We start from the raw sequence: 17,059 nt of genomic DNA, 5'->3' as shown, positions 1-17,059 counted from the left end.
GTAGTGACGCCTTAAGGGTATGAACAACATATAACTACAGTCAGATTAACTGCGTTTTACATGGCAATACCGTCGCCAGTGAAGATGAATTTTCATCTCATTTATGGAGAGCGACTATTTAAATTATGGAGCAATTATCAATATGGTGGTCAGCTGTCTACCTTCTCTTAAACGTAAACATGGACTTTATATTGTACTTTTTATGCAGCCCGGACTGGCTACCGGAAGTGAAGTCAATATAAATGAACAAACCATGAATGCCAGAGAAAGTATATATCGCGCGTTACATGAAGGGCAAAATAGCCGTGAAGAAACTCTCGCACGGACAAGAGCGGGTGCAGGCGCAAAACTCGCACAGGTGTTAGGGCAGGACGCTTCCGCCCAACGCATCAGCGCCGTAGGGGGAAGCATGGCCTCCGGACTCTTCAGCTCAGCCGTACAGCAAAGTCTTTCTTCTTTTGGTACAGCAAGAGTAAAGCTGAATTTAAGCAGCGCACATCTTGAAGGCAGTGAATTTGATTTTTTACTGCCCCTTTATGAAAACCGCAGCCATCTGTTTTTTTCCCAGACGGGAATAAGACGGATTGACGACAGGACCATGGCGAATCTCGGTATGGGTTATCGATTCTGGCCTTCTGACACCGCCATGTTCGGCGCCAATATGTTTTACGATTACGACGTCAGTCGCCAGCATAAGCGCCTTGGCACTGGTCTTGAGTATGCGCGCGATTTCTTTCGTGTTTCTGCGAATGGCTATTACCGGCTCAGCGACTGGAAACGCTCGCGCGATCTCACGGACTATCACGAACGCGTCGCTAATGGCTTTGATATTCGGACAGAGGCCTGGCTTCCTCGTTTGCCGCAGTTGGGCGGAAAAATCACCTGGGCGCGATATTATGGCGATCGGGTCGGCATTTTTGGTCCGGATGATCTTCAGAAAGATCCTCAGGTACTGACCCTCGGTCTGAATTACACACCTGTACCCCTGGCGGGCATTTCACTGCAAAAAACGGTTAACACGCGTGGCGGGGGAGACGAATTTTCCGTAGGGCTGAACTTCTCCTGGCAGTTTGGCTTGCCGCTCAAAACGCAGCTTGACCCGGACCGCGTTCGTTTTAACCGCACGCTGGCGGGCTCCCGCTATGACCTGGTGGACAGAAACAACGTTATTGTTCTGGAATATAAAAAGGATCGCCTGTTTAACGTGGCTCCGCATCACAAGGTTTCGGGCGTTGAAAGCAGCCAGCTCGCGCTAAACCTGGACATTTCTTCGCGCTATGCCGTGACCGGGATTGGCTGGCAGGGCGAGGCGTTCTTCGCCGCCGGTGGTGATATTACCTATGTAAACGGCGCCTACGTTATGGCTCTGCCCGAATGGCAAACAACCGGAAGTAATCATTACCAGCTGGAAGGACGCGCCATTGATGAAAAAGGCAATCTTTCAGCGCCGTTCCGCGTCGAGGTGGATGTTCTGCCGATGGATGTCAAAATCTCGCTTGCGGGCGATCTGAAGGGCGAAGAGGGACAAACGCTGGCGATCGGCCTCAATGTTCGCACTACCGGCGCCATTGGCAAAGTTGACTGGAAGGCGCCTGAATTTCTTGCTGCCGGGGGCAAATTTATCCAGACGCGTGCTGCAAAAGCAGACAGCCTGAGCCTGAACTATAGCGCCGTTCTGCCTCCTTATAAGGCTGGTGGTGAAAACAGTTATCCCATTGAAGTGACGGTGAGTGACAGCGAGGGGAACATTTCTAACACCGCTTCAGCCCGAATCGTGGTTGAGCCTCGCTCTATTGTGCTCACCGTTCCGCCAGAGGTAGCGGGTAATGAGGGGGAGCGTATTGCGCTGCCGCTGACGATTGATGCAGGAACTCCCGTGATCCGGCTCGACTGGGAGGCGCCCGAGTTTATTGCCCGTGGGGGTAAAGTCAGCGTGGAAAAAGAAAAAGTCTGGCTGGAACTGCCTGCGTGGTCGGACGTGGGCTCCAACCAGTATGCCATTACCCTTACCGCAGGTGACGATCAGAATCACCGTTCCGCGCCGGTAACCGCCACTGTTTCAGTGGCTTCAGCGACCGTTAACCTTGTTCTTGATGAAAATATGACGGGTAAATCAGGTGAGGAACTTGTCGTTACGCCGCAGGCCAGCGCCCAGTCCGGCATCGATCGCATCGAGTGGCAGGGTGAGGCATTTTTCAGCGCTGGCGGGAAAATCACGCAGGACGGCACGAATGCCTGGCGGTTCACCCTGCCTTTATGGAAAAAAGAGGGGACCAACCGCTATTCTGTGCGCGCTGTCGCATGGGATAAGTCTGGCCGTTCATCGACACCGGTCACCCTGACGCTAGAGGTGCAGCCTGTCAACATTGCCGTTTCGGCGCCCGGCACGCTGACAGGAACCGAGCAGGAGACGGTGGATGCCACCCTGAACGTGGTGTCAGAAGGAACTACCGTAAGTGACGTCCAGTTCAGCGCGGAGGATTTCCTTGCCGCAGGCGGTAAAATTACCGGCACACTGCCTGACTATCATTTTGTCATGCCCGCATGGCAGGCAACGGGAAGCAACCACTACAGCATCACGGTTACCGGAAAGGACGCGCACGGCAATATCAGTGAACCGACGAAGATAGATATCGCCGTCAGTCAGGCTCCGTTCGTCATCACTGCGGATACTGCCGTCACGGGCTTTGAGGGCAGTACAACCGAGGTGACGCCGGAGGTTCAGAGTCTGTACGGTGTGGCGAATTACAAGATTGACGCTTCCGCCTTCAAAGCCGCCGGGGGCACTATCATGGAGAAAGAGGGAAGCTTTAAGTTGACCCTGCCGGGCTTTGTCGTGGGTGGGGAAAACCGATACCCAGTAACGATACGGGCCGTCGATAAGAGAGGCCGGGTATCCTCACCGCTGGATTTGAACATCGTTGTTACAACACGACTTCTGGATGCGAGCGGCCAGTGCTCTGTTGTGGGTGGGGGCGAGGGTTATGCGAACCAGATTGATAAAGAGAGTGTGAATTATCAGGAAGCGACCGATTATACGACGCTGAAGGCGTTGGTTGATGCCGGAACGCCCTATATCTATATCCCGGGCGATGTTGAAATTGAATTACCGGTCACGAAAAATGCACTCTTTATTAAAAGCGGAACGACTATTTTCAGCGACCGCGGTTCTGACGGTAGCGAGGGAGCTCGCCTCAGCATTCCCTATTTGAGCGAACAAAATAATCAGTTCCCGATTATCGTTATGGACAGCAATACGCGAATGTCTGGCATTCGCTATGAGGGACCCTATAAAGGTACGCTGACTAAAAATACCACTATTGGTATCCAGACGGTGGAAGGCAGCCATAATGTTGAGGTGGATAATATGGAGCTCTGGGGATGGCCATGGGCAGCCGTGAGTGTGAAAAAATCAACAAATGTGCGAGTACATCACAGCTATATCCATGACAATATCAAATCTGAACTCGGTTATGGCGTTGTTGTTCAAAACGGTAATGCCACGGCGGAAGTTGCATGCAATCTTTTTAACAGCAACAGACATTCGATTGCCGGAAGCGGCAAGGCTGGAGAAGGATATGCGGCGCATCACAATTTGGTATTAAATGGTGGCGGGCGCGGCGCTTATCATCAGTTTGACATGCATAAATATCAGTCTGAAGGGGCCGGCGCGTTTATGGAAGTCACGCAAAACTGGTTTGACTATGGCCGCTACGGCACCAGCAATCGATCCTCAATTGGCGTGCGTGGTCAGCCATCGAGGGGGCCTATTACCGTGACCGATAATTGGTTCAGTCAGCCCTGGAAGAATGGAACCCAGTATGCAGTAGCGGGAGAATATGGCACCTGGGTTCCCACTGTTGAATCTATACTGGCGACCAATAAATTCAGCGTGAAGTTTAACTATCTAGAAAAGGGTAATAACCAGTGCGTGATTGACTGGCTAAGTTACAGCCAGAGCATTAACTGTTCGGCTGTAAATTAACCGTCAGGCAGTGACATTCTCACCAGCGCGGGTACAGGTACGTCGCGATTATGGGGGAAAAAGACACAGCGCTGAGTTAAAGATAAAAGCACAGGGGAAAATCCCCTGTGTTTTTTATCCTGAATGTGGTGACTGGGGAAAACATTTTCCCTCTCAACTTGATGTGTAGTGCTACTCACAGTACATGACTATTCGTGAGGCTGTTACAGCACGCTGTAATTTCCTGCGCCTCACTCAGGCTTTTGAAGCGATAAAAATACAGTGTCTCTGCCGGGTACGTCCGACGTAGTGAGCAGATTCGAACTTTCTCGGATGACTCTGGTAATCACCGATGGAGAATTTTGGTGCTGGCGTTCTTGTAATTGATAGGGGCGGGATTTTGCGTATTGGTCGAGGTTCTTCATATATTTTATCGTTAACTGCGCAGTGCCACAGGGAACACCTCGGTTATCCAGTCAATAAACACGCGTAACCGGTGCGTCATGTGCCTGTTCTGGGGATAAACGACATAAAAAGGATAACTCGCGGGACGCCATGCTTGTAGGATCTCAACCAGTGTGCCGTTGTTCAGTTCATCTTTCGCCGCATAGTAAAAGGTCTGGATAATTCCCATCCCGGCCATGGCCGCAGCCAAATGCGCATTACTTTCGTTAATCCCGATGTGATGCTGCGTCTTCAGCTCCCGCATTTCACCCTCTACGATAAAGCGAAAAGGAAAGGCTCTTCCCGTCAGCGGAGATAAATAGCTCACCAGCTTATGTCCATTTCTTAATTCATCCGGATACGCAGGTACGCCAGCTGCTTTCAGATAACCCGGCGTAGCGCAGGTCACCATCGGGGCATCACCAATATGACGGGCGATCAACGATGAGTCATCGAGAGTGCCACCACGGATGACACAGTCCACATTTCCGCTAATAAGATCCACCGGCCTATCGGACACGCCTAAATCGATTCTGATTTCCGGATAGCGCTGCAAAAAATCCGGTAACGCTGGGATCAGGACTTCACGTGCGGTAGAGCCGCCGACATCAATACGCAGATACCCTTTAGGTCTGCTCTGCAAGGCGCTAAACGAAGTGTCTATCTCCTCAATATCAATTAGCACCCGCGAGGCTTTTTCATAATAGTCCTGACCTTCTGGTGTTGCGACGACGCGCCTGGTCGTACGATGCAAAAGACGCACGCCGAGATGGGCCTCCAGTGATTTAACCAGCTTACTTAATGTGGCATTCGGCAGGTTCAGTGAATCCGCCGCCCGTGTAAAATTGCCGGTTTCCACCACTCGCGTAAACGCGCGCATAGCCATTAACTGATCCACGTTCTGTTTCTCCGTGAGATGTCTGATTATTCACATTAAGAAAGAGTGTTTTCCATTTTTGCTAATTTATCAATAATCCCTCTGTGACTAAAGTGTGTTCACCGGCTGAACAATGGCCAATTCGAAACAACACGAGGATATGGAAAATGAGTAAACCACTTTCAAACAAAATTGCCCTGGTCACGGGTGGCAGCACAGGAATCGGTCTTGCCAGTGCTCAGGAACTGGCGGCGCAGGGGGCAAAAGTCTACATCACCGGACGTCGTCAGCAGGAACTGGATGCCGCCATCGCGTTGATCGGCACATCGGCGAAGGGGATTCGGGCCGATGTCTCACGTCTTGACGATCTGGATACGGTTTACGCGCAAATTGCAGAAGAGTCGGGACGTCTGGACATTTTGTTTGCTAATGCCGGTGGCGGAGATATGCTGCCGCTGGGTGCCATATCCGAAGAGCATTTTGACCGAATTTTCGGGACTAATGTTCGTGGGGTATTATTCACCGTCCAGAAAGCACTGCCACTTCTTGGCGCTGGTTCATCCATTATCCTCACCGGCTCCACCGTTTCGGTAAAAGGGACGGCTAACTTTAGCGTATATAGCGCCAGTAAAGCCGCGGTGAGAAACTTTGCTCGCTCGTGGGCGCTGGACTTGCAGGGGCGTGGTATTCGCGTGAATGTTGTGAGTCCGGGACCGGTCAAAACGCCAGGATTAGGGGGGCTGGTTGCCGAGGAACAGCGTCAGGGCCTGTTTGAAGCACTGGCGGCGCAGGTTCCGTTGGGCCGGATTGGTGAGCCAGCGGAGGTCGGCAAAGCCGTTGCGTTTCTGGCGTCTGATGCCGCCAGTTTTATTAATGCCATAGAGCTGTTTGTTGATGGCGGTATGGCGCAGATTTAAAGCTGATATCAACCGTCAAATCCCCCGAGGCGACGGTTTTCAATGGACGGCTGGCGTCACGCAGTTTTAACGTCACAGGGTGACAGCGCACAATACGGCTCCAGCCATTCCAGACGGGTTTTATCAACTCACAAAACATAACGGCAGATTGCAAATCACTTCGTGCTGGGTTTCCATCGTTTTAGGTATCTCAACAACAATAAAGCTTTATGGGGTGCCTAAAAGGTTCGGATTTAATTAGTTATCTTCGGACTTCGCGGGACAAATTTAGGGTACAAAAAAGCCCGCAGGGCTTGCGCCATGCGGGCTCTTAGGACTTCATCGGATGACTCTGGTAATCACCGACGGAGAATTTTGGTGCTGGCGTCCTTGTAATTGGTGGGGGAGGTGGTTGAGTTTGTTGGAGATTTTGATTTTTTGCGAGTAAGGGAAGGCGCAAAAAAGAGTGGTGATGATGTTGATATGGAAGAGATTTTTTTATCTGTTTGATTTTTAAGTTGATTGTTGGGACCGGGATTTTCCGTGCTGGTTTAAGTTCTGGTGGACGCTATAGGCTTGTCGTTCGTTTCCGGAAGTGAGCGTTTCTGTCGGATAATTCACTCTCTTGAATTTTCCAGACTGTAGACCATGCTCATTTAATACACGCGAAAAACAATAGCGTCATCTATCGCATAAGGTGATACGGGTAGATGGCCTTTGGTATAGCCAATGATGTCCCTTAAACAATAAGAGAGCACCATGCTTGAACTCCGTCCTAATTGCGAATGCTGTGATAAAGATCTGCTACCTGAATCAAAAGAGGCATTCATCTGTTCATTTGAATGCACATTTTGTGTTGATTGCGTGACCCAACGGCTTAATGGCCAGTGCCCGAACTGTGGAGGGGAACTGGTGCGACGTCCAATACGCCCCGAAGCATCCCTCCTGTGACACCCTGCATCCAGTCAGCGTCACCATAAACAGTAGAGATGAAAACTATGTTCACTCCTTGCTCATAACGACCTTCGTGATTCTGCTAGCCGTCTGCATAGTGCCAAGGGCGGACGTTAGACAAAAGTAGTGTCCCTTTTTGTAAGTGCCTTATTTTTAATCAAATGAAAGCAACCCCCTCAAGTCACCTGACCATAATACCAGCGTTCTCCCGTAAACCACTCATCGCGGTCCTCACTTCCATAATATTCGAGAGTGATACCGATTTCCTGTATGTTAGTAGGAAGAACGAGCCCCCACTCAGCTGCCAGGCTACGATCTTTGATCAAAGCCGAAGCACCATTTTCAGAACGATCTTCAGCTATAAAGCCTTGAAAATATTCTTCAGATCGATAAAGACAGACCTCACTTGTAAACATATCAGGAAGACATACGACAGCGGTAATTCGAGGGCTGTAATTCATACCAGCAGTAGCCGTTATGAGGTTTGAACACGCATTAATCAAAGCTTGCGCACAAGCCGCTTTGGTTTTAAGCGTGCTGCATTTCCCCTCAACGATATTAATGTCTACTGGAATTTTAAAATTCCAGTAATGCTCATCTTCTGAGAAAATGCTACGTTCAGGGTTGTGAAAAGTACTAGCCCAACGGTTAAGAGCTTTGATGCGTCGGGGAATATTTCTGATTTTGGTTCGATAGTCTCTGTTAAGTCGTCTACTCATGAATAATTTACTTTTTAGCTCGTAAAACAGTTCGAATTGTGTCCCTACACAAGAACATTCTATCCTAATTTGTTCAACTTATCGTTATGCATGTAATCTATCGCCCCGCAATCGGCTTGCGAGAAATTATGTCGGCTCCTCGCTCAAAGCTGACCATGCTTTCTAATAATGCCTGCGCTTTATCCGGCTTGCAGGACTAAGGGCTTTACCAATCTGGCGTAGCAGAAAGATACAGCCCTTGAAGTTATGGCATTATCGTGCGTTCAGGCTTACCACTCACCAGGCTGCGGTGCACAGCCTCACAAATCCGGCTGACCGCCAGTCCGTCCACTGCGGTGACCGGGTACGGTGACCTGTTCCTGACCGCACGGACAAAATTATTAATCGGATCGATGCCAAAGCCGCTGGCGACGCCGTTGCGGTAGTTGATGAAATAGCTGTTGGGCGTGAGCGTCATGCCCGGTGGCGTACACCGACACCACTTCTTGGCCGGAGGGGTGGCGTACCAGGTCAAAGCAGTGTGAGCCGAGAAACCACACCGGGGAGCTTGCGCCCGCCCAGTCCAGCCACTCCGTCGGCACGCTGATGACATCGTCCATGCTGATATGCCCGCGCAGGATGCGTCCGGCTTCCGGTTTCTCCAGTTCAGCCTTAATGCGCATCACCGCAGGGTCCCAGCGCTTGTGGAAATCGACGCCGACCAGCAGGTCCCGCTGCTGCGCCATCTCCACGATGAGTTCACACTCGCGTACCGAAGTGGCGAGCGGTTTCTCTGCCAGCACATGTTTGCCGTGGCGCAGGGCGGTGAGGATGGATTCGGTGTGGTACGGGTTAGGTGTTACTACGGAGACCACATCGACATTTTTAAACAAAATAAAAGCCTGTAACTAATTAAAGTTACAGGCTTTTTGAAGGTTCATGATGCATCATGAATGAATGTTTGGTGGCTGGCGTCCCTGTAATTAGCTATTCATTCCATTGATTTTTAATATTATTTAAACTTTGAATTTTATGTGTGGTTCTAAAAAGGAACCATAAATCGTAATGGTATGGGTTCTCACGATTAGCGGATTGGAGAATTGTATCAAAAGGAAACAAATTCTTCAGTTCAACTCCCTGCTGGTAGCTGAACTGCGCAAGCAGGATCTGCTGTTCACCGATTAGTGAATGCGGTAGTTTTTCAGCAAAACTGAATTCTATCCGTAGGGCAGTACCAGCATAGGTGGAGAATGGATTTTGAACAACTGGTCACCAGAGCACACAAAAGACATCAAGAGTTGGTTTAAGATTGATACATATCGCAAATTTGAAGACCTCTCATTGCTCCAGTTTTACCATGAGATATGGGCTCGTAACTTGTTCTTTAAGGAGTATCGGGAAGAGTTTGAGAGCAGAACTCTTATGGGTTACTTCTCAAAAATTTTCAGTGGCAATCCTTTTTTAATTGAAGAAAGGCAAATGGGATACATGACTCCTGCCAACAAACTTTTTCAGCCTCCCCATTTTTTTCTAACAACTCTTGATCGCCTTGCTGAAACGAGCATCATTGCTATGCAACGCGGAGGTTTTGTTTGGGATGGTGATGACAATTATTCAATAAACAGAGATCTTCGGGAAGAATCACTTTCAGATATTATGCCAGATCAGTTTTCACGAACAGTCATGTTCGAGATTGATTTGGCAAGTGGCACAGACGAAGAGATTGCAGAGTCGCTTAAAGCTGCATTACCGCAGTGGCGTAAAATCAAAGGTATCGAACCAGATCCTTTAGAATCAGTTCGCTTTGGGTATGGAACTATCAAGAAACTCATCAGTTATCGTGTGATACCTATGCTGGATATCCTGGTGTGGGCAGCCGTTAAAAAAATCCGTGTCTCTGACGACAGGTTATCCAGACTGCTATATACAGACGATGACGAAGAAAGCGAAATGAGGCAGTCTAGCCAAATCAAAGATACCGACAGGCCTTTGGCTCTTAAATCCTGCACAACTGACTTTATCCGACAATTCCATTACTTCATGAACAAAAATAGCCATTTGAAGCAAATGAAAGTCTCTGATGTAATGAAACTATCGGATTAGAATTACATTTATAACTATTTGTTTTAATTGTGAAAATTAACTAAAGGCATCATTGTGAATGGTGCTTTTTTTTTGCGATTTTTACTTTAAACCGGGCATTTTGACACTTGCTATAAAACGGGGGAATTTCAGCTACTCTCAAGTTCCCCTTTTCTGTACGGCACCAACTTCGAGAAAACCATCCTGCATAGCTACGAAGAACCTCCGCTTCAGGAGCTTCGCTCTTTTCTTTTCCCAACTGCTCGTATAGTGACTTCACCGCAACGACAAGGGATAACGAAATGAAAAATCAAGCAACCCGCCTAATACGATTACCAGAAGTTCTCGAACGAACTGGCTACGGAAAAGCCTGGATATATCGTCTGATCAACGATGGTAAGTTTCCTGCTCCTGTCAAAATTGGAAGTCGTGCAGTAGCTTTCGTTGAAAGTGAGATTGATACCTGGATTCAGTCTGTTATCGAAACAAGTCGAAATAATGTTGCTTAATTGAACATAGGAGCGGTTTTATGAATATCGAAGAATTTGTAAGCGAAGAAAACCATATGTGCAATTTATGCGGAGATCTTTTTTACAAGATCTTTGACCAAGAAGTGATTTATGACTTACCTAATAACGAGTTTAATAAAGAAATCATTTACTGGCTCAGTCAGTACCTTGTAGGAAATCTGAGAGAACCTTTAGACTCGATCTCTGAGCTTAATGCTTGCAAACAGATATATGTTTACGAGACTTGGTTATCTCTAATTAAATGTCCTGATGAATTGAAACTCCTAGCGAAGCGGATAATTTTATATCTAATGGATTAAGAGCTTTTTATGAAAGTGTAAAGTTTGGCTGCATAATTTACCTTAAAACTTTACAGAATAAATTACATTATTTTGGTTGTCGTTTATTAGCAAGGCAGTGAGATAGTTTTCGAAGTATTAGGTGTACATAAATAATACTAGATCTACCAGATGATAATTTGACAGGAATAATCGTCTATCTCACTGTTTTAATTTAAATAAATAACACTAATGATTCAATTAAATTTGTAAATCTACAAAATGCTTATTATTAATATATTGGAATTATACTTTTTGTAAAGTTAGGAGGAAAATATGAGCAGTATTTGTGTAGATTCGTTTATGTTGGAAAATGGTGAGAGGTATTGTCATGTCGTAAATAAAAAAACTGGTGAGCCATTGTATTATCCGAATTTGTATATAACAACACAAGTCAGAAATCGGTCAGAGTCTATATCGACAATGAAAGTTATTGCCGGTAGCATTTCATTGTTATATCGATTCTTTATGAGGAAAGAGATCAATATTGATGAAAGAATTCAGAAAAAGATATTTCTGGCTCCTCATGAAATTGATGATTTGATTGAGTTTACTTCATTCAATTTTAAAAATGGCGTAGATAATGATTTTTGCTTTTCAAATGTCAAAAAACCAACTAAGTATTTTCGGATTACAACAATAGCTAACTATCTGGAATGGCTATGTAATATACTTCTTTCTCATACAGGTCAGAAAGATACAATAAAAGAGATACTTGTTTTCATTAACAACATAAAAAGAAAGAAACCAAAAAACAATGATAAATATGTTATGGATATCGAAAAGAGCTTAGACAAAGCTCAACTGGATTCTTTGTTTGGCATTCTTTCTCCAGGAAGTAACTTGAATCCGTTTACGGAAACAGTACAAAAAAGAAATAACTTAATATTCCTGTTATTACATTGCTTTGGCATGAGAGCCGGTGAACTTTTGAATCTGCGAATTGGTGACATAGATTTTGCAGAATCAACAATAGCAATAAGGAGGAGAGCAAATGATAAAAAAGATCCACGAGTTTATCAGCCATTAGTGAAAACTTGTGAGAGGAAATTAATTGCTGATGCGAACCTTATATATGAAATTTCAGATTATATCTTGAATGATCGTAGGAAAGTTAAAAATGCTAATAAGCATGACTTTCTGTTTATTACCTATAAGGAAGGGAAGACTCAAGGGCAACCGCTGTCATTTTCTTCATACCATAAGATAGTGAGTGTTGTTCGTCAATCATCCTCGCTTCTAAGTGGATTAACAGGCCATAAATTACGACACACATGGAATTATGAGTTCTCGAAAACAATAGATAAGGCTAAGGACATATCCGACGAAAAAGAGCAACAAATCCGTTCTTATCTAATGGGATGGCTACCAGGTTCAGACACTTCAATAATCTATAATCGCAGGCATATTTTCGAGCTATCGAAAAAAACTGCACTTGAGCAGCAAGAGCAACTATTCAAAGGGGGATTTGATGAATAATTTAATTAAACAAAACTCTGATAAAATGTCAATTCATGAACAAAAAATCGTCACTTTGATTGAGAGCCATGGAATCAATATTAGAGACTTGATATGTGTTATGAACAAAAGTTTGGTTTGTGGATTTGTGAATACATTACAGTATTATTTTTGTAGTAAAAGCCATTTGCATGTAAAAACAATAGTTAAAAATATGAAGGATTTTATTAACAATGTTTCTCCTAATTACATTGATGATAAGGTTCTAATTGAATATCAAAATAAGCAATTATCAAAAGCCCCAGCATCATTTCGTGTTTTACGACCATTTTTTACTAAATGGTTTGAATCAGGATACCCTGGAATAGATGAAAGTGCTGTTGAAATAGCAAAGCATTTTGACCTAAGAATAAAAAAATCTGGTCAACCTATATTACAAGATGATCCAACTGTGGGGCCACTGACTAAAGAGGAACACACTTCCTTGATCAAGGCTATGAGTCACGCATATAGCATAGGTGAACTGTCATTGTCAGATTATGCGATATCGCTATTAATAAGTCTTACCGGTAGAAGACCTCAGCAGTTAGTTATGTTGAAATATAAAGACCTTCTTCAAAAGAACTTAGATAATGGTAAAGTAGAATATTTAATTTCAGTACCACGAGTTAAACAAAGGGGTAAACAACTACAATATCGAGAACTGCCAATAATCTCAGAGGTTGCATCAATTGTTCAACTTCAAGCTAATCATTCCGTGAGGCTTGTTGAGCAAACCCTTGGCAAAACCCTTGATGATCATGCCAAAAGCAATGTTCCAGTTTTCTTGAACGAGAAAAAACTTCTTGATTTAGCCATAATAGATTTTAACTTCCTGGAGGCTAGTAAAATATACGCAAAACCAACAATTGCTAATAGAGCTTTGAAGAATATTGTTAATACTGAGAAGTTAATTTCAAACCGTACAGCATCTCCACTCAATGCTACTCCTCGCAGGCTTCGTTATACAATAGCAACTATGCTGGCTAAGGATGGTCATAATGCCAATACTATAGCTGAATTGTTGGATCATTCTTCTACTTCAAGTACGGGGGTTTATATTAAAAATCTTGCTGAGAGTGTTGAAAGGATTGATTCCGCTGTTTCAGAACAATTATCATTTGTCGCTGAAGTTTTTATGAATGGAATAAAGTCAAAAGAGATGATGAATTTCAAGTTTTGCTCTTCGAGAAAATGCCAAAGTCAGAATTTAAATGTAAATTTTCCTTGTGAAGAATGTGCTTTCTTTATGCCAGTTGATATTGACGAGGTAAATCCCCGATGAGTAATATTATTTTATTTAAATCTAAAAAACAAATTACAGCAGAAAACAATTATAATGAATTCATAAATTTTTGCCGCTATCAACTTTCAGGGCTCACCCAAAATCAGGATTGGGAACAATATGTCTGGAAAGGGTATGTAACCTTTAGAAAGATAGGGGTTGGACATAAAGCATTTAACTCCAAAGATGCAATGCATGAAGATTTTCTCGATTTTGCAAAAGCATATATCAGATATCAACACTCATTGAAACCCTCGAAAAATTATGGGGCTACAATGATGGCTTTGAGATGTCTCGAACAGGCTCTTTTGCAAGTTCTGTACAGTGGTCTCATTTATAATGTTACAGCCGTTGTTTTTGATGAGGCAATGCAAATCGGAAGTAAATATTTTGAAGGTAATGTTCTCGCACAATGTGGGATACAGCTTGAAAAAATATCAAAATTTCTATGTGAACATAACCTTGTGAAATCAGGATACATATCCTGGAAAAACCATGTGAAGAAGAAGGTCAAAAACAACTATCTTCCTGAGATTGAGGACTATCACAGAAACGATAAGTTACCAGATGAAACGGCATTACTTGCTATTGCTGATATTTTTTCTAAAAATGATGAGCTACTGAGTCCAAGGGATAAATTCACCAGTGCAGTATTTGCACTTCTGCTTTGTTGTCCGAGCCGAATTTCTGAGATTTTAGCCTTACCTGCTGATTGTGAGATTACACAAAAAGATGAGAAGGGTATCGAAAGATATGGTCTGAGATTCTATTCGGTTAAGGGGTATGGCCCTAATATCAAGTGGATTCCACAGGTTATGATACCAGTTGCGAAAAAAGCGATTAGAAGATTGCTTTCCTTATCACAAAATGCAAGGGCGTTTGCTCAATGGTGCGAAAAATATCCTGATAAATTTTACCAACATGAACTTTGCCCAAAAGTTGATGAAAAATCAAAGTTGACAGTTATACAGGTTTGTCATGCACTTGGCTACCCTTTACATGATCACAAATCTTGCGTTCTAAAAATTAAAAAGACAAGTTTGGATGGTGGGAAAAGTTTCTTAAACCCCAATGATTATAACTATTCATTGAGTGAGTTATGGGTAATGATTATCTCTGGTTTCAGTAAAGACTATCCTTGGTATGATGAAGAAAAATCCATAAGATTTAGCAATGCATTATGTTTATTAAATCCTCGCCAATTTACTTCATCCCAAATGATTGATATATACTCATTTCATAAGCCAACTAAAGGATTCTTTTTTAATGATATACAAAATAAAAAACGTCATGAGCATGGATTTAAAAATATTTTCGCCCGACACGGGTATTATGATATTGAAGGTCAACCACTACTTATTCGCTCACACCAACCAAGACATCTTTTAAACACAATAGCCCATTATGGTGAAATGTCTGAACTGGATATAGCTAAATGGTCTGGTCGTGTCAATGTGAATCAGAACAGAGTTTATAATCATGTGTCAGAAGAAGATATGTTAGATAAAATCAAAACTATTAAATTGAGCATGAAAAATTATTGTCAAAGGAAGTCCATACCCACAAATGAATTGACAGTTGATTTTGATAACCTGAATCAAGGAGCAATTCACTTAACAGAATTTGGCTACTGTGTGCATAACTATTTAGTTCGTCCTTGTACTAAAATCAATGAATTTATAGAATATAATAATGAAACCCTGGAAATGAAATCAATAGATAGAATTAGACTTGAATCTATCCGAGAAAAAGTAACAAAACTGAAGAGTATAACGCAGACCGCTTATGAAAATGGTGATTATGGTGCAGACAAATGGCTGCAACACCATGAAAAAAACCTGGAAAGAATTAATAAGCTTTTGAATAATTAAAATAGGAGATACTTATGGCAAAACATTTGAACAGGAGTGAAATAAAGGCAATTACACACATTATATTGACTTGGGACGGCAAAATCACATGGAGTGATTTATGTGAATCAGTTTATAAGAATTTAAACAGAACTATCACAAGGCAATCTTTAAGTGCTCATGATGAAGTTGTTGAAGCATATAGAACAAAGAAAAATTTGTCTAATTTGAAAAAATCTGGCCTTAAAAAGCCAGCTAATTTAACGATTGCGGCACAACAAATAATAAATCTTAAAGCCGAAAATGAAATGTTGAAAAAACAGAACAATAGATACAAAGAGCAGTTTAGCTATTGGCAGTATAATGCTTATAGACATGGTCTCACTATGGAACAATTGAATAGGCCATTTAATAAAAAATAATAGTTGATAGGTTACACCTATTGACAAATTAAATAAATGCGATAAATATAAACATATGGTCAGGAAGACTATTTAAATTATGCAAGGATGCATTTTATGGACAAAAGCAACATCAATCCAGAATTTACTCTGGAAGAGCAACTTATCATTATCATCGATAAGTATATCTCAAAAAGATACCAGCCAGGCGATAAAAGTTTCTCATACCAGCTATACCTGCTTTTTGTTGGCTATCATTTAAAGTATTTCTACCCAAGACAGCTATACACTCGCTCTAATCGTAACATAGACAACATTATGACGATGTTCAGTTCTGTATACAAATGCCTTACAAGTACTTTGTTGCAGCGATTGAACAATAAGGAGGCTGTTATCAGAGAGCTAAACTCTCTCGTGAACTATATTGACAACAATCAAGAAAAAGCAGAAGGAATTTATACGGTTGTAAGAACACAGTATGAAGTGAAGGTTATCGAGAAAGAGTTAACCCATGAAGTAGTCAGAGTAAGAAATGTTAGATTATAAAAGCTCCCTACGGGAGCTTCATTTCAGTAATCAATTTTAATTACCTACAAACTGCCAGCCGTCATCTGTTTTTAGGAGTTTAATAGATGCTGCTTGCTTGAGATTACCATCAATTACCGTTACGACATTACACTTATAACTTTTATCAGATTCTTTTGTGCAATCAACTTTTTTCACTGATGTAAGATGGCTTCCCGTCCATTTACTTAAAGCTGTATAAATATCTTTTTCTGAGGGTTCGCTGTTACATGCGGTTAGAAGAAATGCTGTAAGAATAACGGTAAGGATTGAGTATGTTTTCATTTTTATTTTTCCAGGAATAATCAGTTAAGAACGCCCGTTTTGGTATTGTTATTGTCAGTGGAGAACGTCCATTTGCTGACAATTTCACCTTTAAAATCTATTTCAAGAGTTTTAGACTGAGTCTGCGAACCGCCAGTAAACAGCCCTACAACTGGAATGAAAGTTGTTGCATTGAACTGATTGTTATACATAAAGTATCTCCACTGCTCATTTCCGTCATCGAGTGTGGTTCTTGTATCAGGCTCACCTAATTTAGTGAGTAATTCCGTCTTAGTTGTTTTGTTTTTAATGATCTTTGATTGGAGGCTTTGAGGTGTTTCGTTTTTAAGGTTCTGGTTCCCTGATGTTGAACACCCAGAAATTGAAAATATTGCAATGAAAAAGGAGATAACTATAATTTTATTCATTTAATGAT

At 43.1% G+C, this 17,059-nt stretch carries 15 protein-coding genes and 1 pseudogene; 11 read left to right on the top strand and 5 right to left on the bottom strand.

The window, feature by feature from the left end; all coding sequences use genetic code 11:
• Window positions 1–103: 103 nt before the first annotated feature.
• Window positions 104–3,985 carry an inverse autotransporter beta domain-containing protein gene (locus tag ACWKX3_RS22610; protein ID WP_454542513.1) on the top strand — a complete coding sequence of 1,294 codons (3,882 nt, stop codon included), beginning with the start codon at window positions 104–106 and terminating at the stop codon, window positions 3,983–3,985.
• 415 nt (window positions 3,986–4,400) lie between these two features.
• Here the strand turns inward: ACWKX3_RS22610 and ACWKX3_RS22605 are convergent, their stop codons facing one another.
• A complete protein-coding gene (locus ACWKX3_RS22605; RefSeq protein ID WP_141114291.1) occupies window positions 4,401–5,306 on the bottom strand; it encodes a LysR substrate-binding domain-containing protein in 906 nt (301 codons plus the stop codon).
• A 146-nt stretch (window positions 5,307–5,452) separates the two neighbouring features.
• Between ACWKX3_RS22605 and ACWKX3_RS22600 the strand changes: the two genes are divergently transcribed.
• On the top strand, window positions 5,453–6,202 hold the full coding sequence (locus tag ACWKX3_RS22600) for an SDR family NAD(P)-dependent oxidoreductase (protein WP_454542512.1): 750 nt from the start codon (window positions 5,453–5,455) through the stop codon (window positions 6,200–6,202).
• Window positions 6,203–6,940: 738 nt separating this feature from the next.
• Window positions 6,941–7,132: a DUF1272 domain-containing protein gene (locus ACWKX3_RS22595; RefSeq protein WP_252077820.1), complete on the top strand. Its 192-nt coding sequence runs from the start codon at window positions 6,941–6,943 to the stop codon at window positions 7,130–7,132.
• A 179-nt stretch (window positions 7,133–7,311) separates the two neighbouring features.
• On the opposite strand, the gene ACWKX3_RS22590 is transcribed toward ACWKX3_RS22595, so the two are convergent.
• Window positions 7,312–7,854 carry a DUF3916 domain-containing protein gene (locus ACWKX3_RS22590; RefSeq protein ID WP_071599704.1) on the bottom strand — a complete coding sequence of 181 codons (543 nt, stop codon included), beginning with the start codon at window positions 7,852–7,854 and terminating at the stop codon, window positions 7,312–7,314.
• 244 nt (window positions 7,855–8,098) lie between these two features.
• Window positions 8,099–8,714 (bottom strand): annotated as a pseudogene (locus tag ACWKX3_RS22585) (Gfo/Idh/MocA family protein); the annotation flags it as partial.
• A gap of 376 nt (window positions 8,715–9,090) precedes the next feature.
• Between ACWKX3_RS22585 and ACWKX3_RS22580 the strand changes: the two are divergent.
• The 8 genes from ACWKX3_RS22580 to ACWKX3_RS22545 all read left to right on the top strand — a co-directional run bounded on the left by ACWKX3_RS22580 (window position 9,091) and on the right by ACWKX3_RS22545 (window position 16,341).
• Window positions 9,091–9,936 carry a DUF6387 family protein gene (locus ACWKX3_RS22580; protein WP_454542511.1) on the top strand — a complete coding sequence of 282 codons (846 nt, stop codon included), beginning with the start codon at window positions 9,091–9,093 and terminating at the stop codon, window positions 9,934–9,936.
• Window positions 9,937–10,217: 281 nt separating this feature from the next.
• Window positions 10,218–10,424 (top strand): helix-turn-helix transcriptional regulator, encoded by a 207-nt coding sequence (locus ACWKX3_RS22575; protein WP_000795663.1) that lies wholly within the window; start codon window positions 10,218–10,220, stop codon window positions 10,422–10,424.
• A gap of 20 nt (window positions 10,425–10,444) precedes the next feature.
• Window positions 10,445–10,744 (top strand): hypothetical protein, encoded by a 300-nt coding sequence (locus ACWKX3_RS22570; RefSeq protein ID WP_001019190.1) that lies wholly within the window; start codon window positions 10,445–10,447, stop codon window positions 10,742–10,744.
• 294 nt (window positions 10,745–11,038) lie between these two features.
• A complete protein-coding gene (locus ACWKX3_RS22565; protein ID WP_454542510.1) occupies window positions 11,039–12,241 on the top strand; it encodes a tyrosine-type recombinase/integrase in 1,203 nt (400 codons plus the stop codon).
• Window positions 12,234–13,544 carry a tyrosine-type recombinase/integrase gene (locus ACWKX3_RS22560; RefSeq protein ID WP_454542509.1) on the top strand — a complete coding sequence of 437 codons (1,311 nt, stop codon included), beginning with the start codon at window positions 12,234–12,236 and terminating at the stop codon, window positions 13,542–13,544. The genes ACWKX3_RS22565 and ACWKX3_RS22560 overlap by 8 nt, the downstream gene beginning before the upstream one ends.
• Window positions 13,541–15,415: a DNA-binding protein gene (locus tag ACWKX3_RS22555; protein WP_454542508.1), complete on the top strand. Its 1,875-nt coding sequence runs from the start codon at window positions 13,541–13,543 to the stop codon at window positions 15,413–15,415. Before ACWKX3_RS22560 ends, ACWKX3_RS22555 begins: the two co-directional genes overlap by 4 nt.
• A gap of 14 nt (window positions 15,416–15,429) precedes the next feature.
• Window positions 15,430–15,816, top strand: coding sequence for a hypothetical protein (locus tag ACWKX3_RS22550; protein WP_047746555.1), 387 nt, complete (start codon window positions 15,430–15,432; stop codon window positions 15,814–15,816).
• Between the two features lie 87 nt (window positions 15,817–15,903).
• On the top strand, window positions 15,904–16,341 hold the full coding sequence (locus tag ACWKX3_RS22545) for a hypothetical protein (RefSeq protein ID WP_200025798.1): 438 nt from the start codon (window positions 15,904–15,906) through the stop codon (window positions 16,339–16,341).
• Between the two features lie 36 nt (window positions 16,342–16,377).
• On the opposite strand, the gene ACWKX3_RS22540 is transcribed toward ACWKX3_RS22545, so the two are convergent.
• Window positions 16,378–16,644: a hypothetical protein gene (locus ACWKX3_RS22540; protein WP_009484054.1), complete on the bottom strand. Its 267-nt coding sequence runs from the start codon at window positions 16,642–16,644 to the stop codon at window positions 16,378–16,380.
• A gap of 20 nt (window positions 16,645–16,664) precedes the next feature.
• Window positions 16,665–17,051 carry a hypothetical protein gene (locus ACWKX3_RS22535; protein ID WP_454542507.1) on the bottom strand — a complete coding sequence of 129 codons (387 nt, stop codon included), beginning with the start codon at window positions 17,049–17,051 and terminating at the stop codon, window positions 16,665–16,667.
• Window positions 17,052–17,059 lie beyond the last annotated feature (8 nt).

Source organism: Enterobacter sp. UPMP2052 (assembly GCF_053709675.1).
Note: the sequence above shows the minus strand (reverse complement) of the source record. Positions and strands in the feature narration are given on the sequence as shown.

Coding starts and splice junctions, on each gene's coding strand:
- ACWKX3_RS22610 (WP_454542513.1), top strand. CDS start 104: ATGGAGAGCGACTATTTAAATTATGGAGCAATTATCAATATGGTGGTC.
- ACWKX3_RS22600 (WP_454542512.1), top strand. CDS start 5,453: ATGAGTAAACCACTTTCAAACAAAATTGCCCTGGTCACGGGTGGCAGC.
- ACWKX3_RS22595 (WP_252077820.1), top strand. CDS start 6,941: ATGCTTGAACTCCGTCCTAATTGCGAATGCTGTGATAAAGATCTGCTA.
- ACWKX3_RS22590 (WP_071599704.1), bottom strand. CDS start 7,854: ATGAGTAGACGACTTAACAGAGACTATCGAACCAAAATCAGAAATATT.
- ACWKX3_RS22575 (WP_000795663.1), top strand. CDS start 10,218: ATGAAAAATCAAGCAACCCGCCTAATACGATTACCAGAAGTTCTCGAA.
- ACWKX3_RS22570 (WP_001019190.1), top strand. CDS start 10,445: ATGAATATCGAAGAATTTGTAAGCGAAGAAAACCATATGTGCAATTTA.
- ACWKX3_RS22565 (WP_454542510.1), top strand. CDS start 11,039: ATGAGCAGTATTTGTGTAGATTCGTTTATGTTGGAAAATGGTGAGAGG.
- ACWKX3_RS22560 (WP_454542509.1), top strand. CDS start 12,234: ATGAATAATTTAATTAAACAAAACTCTGATAAAATGTCAATTCATGAA.
- ACWKX3_RS22555 (WP_454542508.1), top strand. CDS start 13,541: ATGAGTAATATTATTTTATTTAAATCTAAAAAACAAATTACAGCAGAA.
- ACWKX3_RS22550 (WP_047746555.1), top strand. CDS start 15,430: ATGGCAAAACATTTGAACAGGAGTGAAATAAAGGCAATTACACACATT.
- ACWKX3_RS22545 (WP_200025798.1), top strand. CDS start 15,904: ATGCATTTTATGGACAAAAGCAACATCAATCCAGAATTTACTCTGGAA.
- ACWKX3_RS22540 (WP_009484054.1), bottom strand. CDS start 16,644: ATGAAAACATACTCAATCCTTACCGTTATTCTTACAGCATTTCTTCTA.
- ACWKX3_RS22535 (WP_454542507.1), bottom strand. CDS start 17,051: ATGAATAAAATTATAGTTATCTCCTTTTTCATTGCAATATTTTCAATT.